Source organism: Aquiflexum sp. (assembly GCF_041749095.1).
GTDB lineage: Bacteria > Bacteroidota > Bacteroidia > Cytophagales > Cyclobacteriaceae > Aquiflexum.
Genome location: NZ_JBGTCA010000144.1, coordinates 1 through 5,775 on the forward strand (window position 1 = coordinate 1; position 5,775 = coordinate 5,775).

At 41.4% G+C, this 5,775-nt stretch carries 6 protein-coding genes; 5 read left to right on the plus strand and 1 reads right to left on the minus strand.

The features are described from left to right. The 5 genes from ACEW8O_RS07535 to ACEW8O_RS07555 all read left to right on the plus strand — a co-directional run. A partial coding sequence (locus ACEW8O_RS07535; RefSeq protein ID WP_373494008.1) for an efflux RND transporter periplasmic adaptor subunit occupies nt 1-883 on the plus strand: 883 nt, incomplete at its 5' end. Further along, nucleotides 880-2,127, plus strand: a complete 1,248-nt coding sequence (locus ACEW8O_RS07540) for an ABC transporter permease (protein WP_373494009.1) — start codon at nt 880-882, stop codon at nt 2,125-2,127. The genes ACEW8O_RS07535 and ACEW8O_RS07540, both read left to right, overlap by 4 nt. Before the next feature lie 2 nt (nt 2,128-2,129). Continuing rightward, nucleotides 2,130-2,807, plus strand: coding sequence for an ABC transporter ATP-binding protein (locus tag ACEW8O_RS07545; RefSeq protein ID WP_373494010.1), 678 nt, complete (start codon nt 2,130-2,132; stop codon nt 2,805-2,807). A 134-nt stretch (nt 2,808-2,941) separates the two neighbouring features. Beyond that, on the plus strand, nt 2,942-3,964 hold the full coding sequence (locus tag ACEW8O_RS07550; protein WP_373494011.1) for a sensor histidine kinase: 1,023 nt from the start codon (nt 2,942-2,944) through the stop codon (nt 3,962-3,964). A gap of 10 nt (nt 3,965-3,974) precedes the next feature. Beyond that, nucleotides 3,975-4,757, plus strand: coding sequence for a LytR/AlgR family response regulator transcription factor (locus ACEW8O_RS07555; RefSeq protein ID WP_373494012.1), 783 nt, complete (start codon nt 3,975-3,977; stop codon nt 4,755-4,757). Nucleotides 4,758-4,866: 109 nt separating this feature from the next. Here ACEW8O_RS07555 and ACEW8O_RS07560 read toward each other — a convergent pair whose 3' ends face one another. Then, entirely contained in the window at nt 4,867-5,724 is an 858-nt protein-coding gene (locus ACEW8O_RS07560) for an SDR family oxidoreductase (RefSeq protein WP_373494013.1), read from the minus strand. Between the last annotated feature and the right edge of the window lie 51 nt (nt 5,725-5,775).

A 5,775-nucleotide genomic window follows, 5' to 3' on the forward strand; every position in this document is an offset into this window, starting at 1 on the left:
GGGACAAATCCTGTTTACCATTTCCGGTATGGCCTTGGATAGTCGACTTCAAGCTGCGCAACTCAAATTTGACCTAGCAAAAAGCAACGCATCCGCTTCAAGTCCTTTAATGGCAGAATCCCTTCAGGGAGTCAAAATTGCAGAAGAACAATACCGCGCTGATTCCTTGACATGGCTTCGCCAATCAAAGCTTTACGAGCAAAAAGCAGTTTCAATTTCTCAATACGAAGCCGCAAAAACTGCTTTTGAAAGCTCCAAACAAAGTTGGATAAGAAGCAAAAGCCAATTGGAAAGCAAGAAGGATCAAGTTCAAATGGACCTGGAATCTGCCCGCAAAGACTTGCTCCTTCTTCAGGATGAGTTGGGGCATTATGAAGTCCGAAGTGACAGGGATGGGATATTTTTCCATGCTGAGCCCAAGATCGGGGAATTCATAAAAAAAGGTGACCTCTTAGCCACACTTGGCACAGATCAAGGTTTCATCGGAAGTCTTAAAATCGATGAGCAGGATATCAGCAGAGTAAGCCTTGGGCAAAAAGTGCTGCTCGAAATGGATGCATTCCCCGGCAAGACCTTTCAGGCAGAGCTCACAAAGATTTACTCCAAAGTCGATCCAATGGATCAGATGCTTCGAGTCGATGCCCGCCTTCATGACACCTTATCTTCCAGATTAATCGGTTTGGCATTAGAGGCCAATATTTTGATTCGTGAGAAAAATGATGCTTTGGTGATTCCCGGAGGCATGCTTCTTCCGGGAGACAGTGTACTGATTATGAAAGATCGAAAAGCGCAAAAAGTAAAAGTTACACCCGGCATCCGGACACTGACTGAGGTGGAAATCCTTGAGGGACTTAGTAAAGATGCTAATCTGATCAAACCATGAACGTCATCCTTAGAATCGCCAAAACCCATTTGCTTTCCAAGCCAAAGCAAACTTTGGTAGCCATGTTGGGTGTGACCTTTGGCATCGGCATGTTCATCATGATGATCAGTCTGATGACAGGGCTAAACAACTTCACGGAAGATTTGACCAAAATCGCCTCGGCTGACATCAGGATGTATAAGGATGTGACCGAACCCCGACTGATGATTTTGGACAGGATTCATCCAAATGGCCTGAATCAGGTTCACAGTATAAAACCAAAAAACGAATCCGATAAAATCAGAAATGCACGTCAAATCGCAGAAATACTGCGGCAGGATCCTGAAATCATAGGTGTAGCACCGAGATTGACCTCTCAGGTTTTCTACAATTTCGGACCGGTGAAGCTCAATGGATCTGTCGCAGGCGTGGATATTTTGGAAGAGGACAAACTGTTTGATCTCAGTTCCAAAATGAAGGCAGGTTCGCTCACAGCCCTGATGACCACTTCGAATGGTTTGATAATCGGATCGGGCTTGGCAAAAAAACTTTCTGCACAGCTTGGAGATTTACTTATCCTGACCACCCCTCAGGGAGTTACCTATTCCATGAAAGTCGTTGGAATCTTTCAACTCGGTTTGGGGGAAATAGACAATGTCAGGAGCTATTCCAATATCTCCACCGTCCAAAAGCTTTTGGGAAAAGATGCCGGATACATCACTGATCTCAATATCAAAACAACCGATTATCGGTCTGCAAAACTTAAGGCAGAGAAGATTCAGGCAACTTTTGGAGAAAAGGCCGAAGACTGGGAAACAGCCAACTCCACCCTACTTGCCGGTGCAATCATCAGGGACATCATGACCTATTCCGTGTCAATCACACTATTGATAGTGGCAGGATTTGGCATCTACAATATTCTCAACATGACGATTTACAGCAAAATGAAAGACATCGCAATTCTAAAAGCGACAGGTTTTGCTGCCAAAGATGTCACCGGAATTTTCCTAACCCAATCGCTCATCATCGGGCTGATTGGCAGTATCATGGGATTGATTGTCGGCTTTGTCTTTTCCCTTCTATTGGCTCAGGTACCATTCGATGGAGGCGACTTGCTTTCATTGGATTCCCTTCCTGTCACCTTTGATCCCAAATATTATGTGATCGGAATTGTCTTCGGCGTCCTGACCACTGCACTTGCCGGATGGATTCCTTCCAGAAAAGCCGGAAACATTGATCCCATTGAAATCATACGAGGCATTTGATCATGAAAAATATTATCTTAAAAACTAATGGAATCACCAAATACTTTCATGACCCGAATACTTTTCAGGTTTTGAAAGACATCGATTTGGAAGTGCAGAAGGGCGAATTTCTCAGTCTTGTGGGCAAATCAGGAAGTGGAAAATCTACCCTCCTCTATTTGCTGAGTACGATGGATATGGATTTTGAAGGTAAGCTTCAAATCAACGCCGAGGAACTGACCGGGAAATCCCCTGATCAGCTTGCAAGGTTCCGCAATGAACATATCGGTTTCGTTTTTCAGCTTCACTTTCTTCTGCCTGAATTTACAGCGCTGGAAAATGTGATGATCCCTGCGCTGAAACTTGGGAAACACCCTGAAGCGGTCATCAAAAAGAAGGCTCTTGAAAAGCTTGATCTGCTTGGAATTGCCGATCAGGCTATTAAGGTTTCCTCCAAACTTTCGGGAGGACAGCAACAGCGGGTGGCCATTGCAAGGGCACTGATCAATGATCCATTAATAATTATGGGAGATGAACCAACGGGGAACTTAGATTCAATAAATTCAAAGATTGTTTTTGATACCTTTAAACGCTTGACCCGGGATTTTGGACAGACTATCATTGCGGTCACGCATGATGAGGACTTTGCTTCGAAAACCGATCGGACAATTGAAATGAAAGATGGTGAAATCAGGAATTGAATCAGGTTTCTGGAATTCTATACATTCCGGACCTTTTCTTCAAAACCAGGCTTTCATGCTGGGATTTGTCAGAAGCATCGAGCGATTGGAACAAATAGAAGAGGATTACAAAGAGATACAGAAAAAAGAAGGAAATGAAGCTGAGAAAAAACATCGGAATCGAGTATAGCTTGATAGTGGCATTCACGCTTGTAAGTGGATTAGTCAGGTATTACATGTGGGACCAACTCGAAGTAATTGGAGGTTTTCCCACTGAATCGATTCTTTACACCTTTTTTTTCTTAGTCATTACCTGGGAGTTTTTCAGGGGAATGAATCACTATCTGGACAAAATCATTCCATTCTCTGATCGGTTTCTGTTTCGTCTCAATATTCAATTGGTTTTGGGAGCAATATATATGCTCACTGTGAATCGCCTGCTTTTTTTAGTAGCCGGAAAATACCTGGACGGATCCATGTCTGTGATGTTCACCATGTCCACTTATGCTGTGTTTGTCACGCTTTCATTCCTGATCAACAGTATCTTCGTGGGCAAACACTTCTTCGATGAATGGAAAAAAAGCCTGATCAGAGCCGAAAGATTAGAAAGGGAAAAGACTCAGGTTCAATTCGATAACCTTAAAAACCAACTGAACCCCCATTTCCTGTTCAATTCACTCAGTTCGCTGCATAGTTTGATTTTTGACAATCCAACCCTAGCCTCGGACTATGTAAATAACCTGTCAAAAGTGTACCGATATGTCCTCAAAAATGAAAATCAATCGGTCATATCTATTCGCGAAGAACTTGATTTTATAGGACATTTTATTTTCTTACTGAAAACAAGATTTGGTGGTGCAATAGAAATTCAAACCCAGATATCTGAAGTGGTTTTGGATCAGGGAATTGCACCAGTTACACTTCAGATTTTGTTGGAAAACTGCATAAAACACAACGCCATAGATCCGGACCGTCCATTGAAAATCGATATTTACTCCACTGACAATTACCTCGTTGTAAATAACACCAGACATCCTAAAATCTTGGTGAACGAATCGAATAAGCAGGGACTAGCCAATCTTGAAAAGTTGTACAGCTTCTTATCAGCAATTCCTCTGCAAATCAAAATGACAGATGAAAACTATTCAGTATCTATACCCTTGATATCAAGGTATTAATTTAGAAATTATGAGCAGCTATTTCCAAACTGACCGACCCAAAATCCTTATCCTGGAAGATGAACCGCTTGTGGCGGATGGGCTTTGTAAGCACATTCGCGATTTGATCCCCAACGCTGAGATTTTGGAGATTCTTTCGAGTGTGAAAAGAGCGCTCCATTGGTTTGAAAAATCAGCTACTCCCGATCTGATTTTTGCAGACATACAGCTATCAGACGGAATCAGTTTTGATGTTTTTAAACAATTTGAACCCGCCTGTCCGGTTATTTTTACCACTGCCTTTGATCATTATGCCATCCGGGCATTTGAGGTGAACAGTGTTGATTTTCTTCTGAAACCCATAGAAAAATCAGAGCTGAAAAATGCCCTTGAAAAACTGCCAAAAAGAAGGGAATCATTCGCTTTACCCGATTTCCGGTCTGCCCTTGAAAAGCTTACCTCAGGAAAAATCTATTTGGAAAGACTATTGGTCAACCATCAAAATAGCCTGATTCCTGTGGGAACAGATGAGATTGCGGGTTTCCAGAAATCAGAATTAATATTCCTGATTCATAGGGATGGAAGGAGATTTGTCACCGATTTTCAAACCATGGAGGAGCTGGAAAACAAACTTGATCCTGCCATTTTTTTCCGTGCAAATCGCCAGTCAATTATCCGTATTGATGAAATCAAACAAATAAAAACCACATATAAAGGTTTGGAAGTGTTTCTTAAAAATCCGATCTTGTCAATGGTCGAAATCAGCAGGGAGCGTAGCCCATTATTAAAAAAATGGGTTTTGGGAGGCAAATAGAAATTATTGTGATTTCCTTGATGTATTGTGAATAAAACACTCTCCGGTTGGGTGAGGTGAATTTCCAGCCAGGATCTTAATTCCTGACTGGATTTGATTTCAAAATGGATTAGACAAAATCCCTCTTTAAAACAGTTTTCAGATCTGTTGGCTTTTCGCCTAAAACTTCTTCAACATCTTTGGTTAAGCGACCTACAGATCCATCTTTTATCATTCCATAAACCGGGATCATATAATCAGCGATAAAATCAGGAGCCCCACCTGCTTTTAAAGCGCCTCTGTAAGCTTCTTCCGAAGGATTAGGATAAATAATATTCTTGTTCAGCACTTCTGAAAGTATGTTGGCGGCATCGTGGTAGCTTAACAGTACCGGCCCTGTTAGTTGGTAGGTTTTTCCTGCATGTCCATCCTCCGTTAATACCTTTGAGGCCACTTTGGCCACATCTTCCACATCCACAAATCCTACTTTTCCATCTCCCGCTACATTAAAGGTTATACCCCTTTCCATCAGGTTTTCATATTCATAGTTTTTGAAATTCTGTGCAAAAAAAGAAGGCTGCAAAATGGTAAAACCCAACTGACTTTCTTTAAGGTAGTTTTCCATAATATGGTGAAAAGCCAAATCACCCCCTAAACTCTGATTGCCAAACGCCGAAAGATAAACTACCCTATTTATCCCTTTATGAATTAAGAAATCGATAAAAGGTATTAAGATTTGCTCCAAATTGAGCGTTAACGGAGGACCTAAAACAAAAACCCGGTCTACATTTTCTGTAGCTTTTTCGAAGGTATGGATTTCAGCGAAATCAAATTTTACCCATTTATCTTCTGAGATATTTAAGGTTGATTTGGCCTTGTTAAAATCCCTGCTGCCTGCAACAAAATTTGCTTTCAGTCCTTGTAATTGCCGAACCAATGCTTTGCCTATGGTACCTGTAGCTCCTGTAATCAAAATTTTTTCTTTCATTTTTTTTACGTGTTTAAAATTAATAGTTACTTTTAGTAACCCAAATCTATA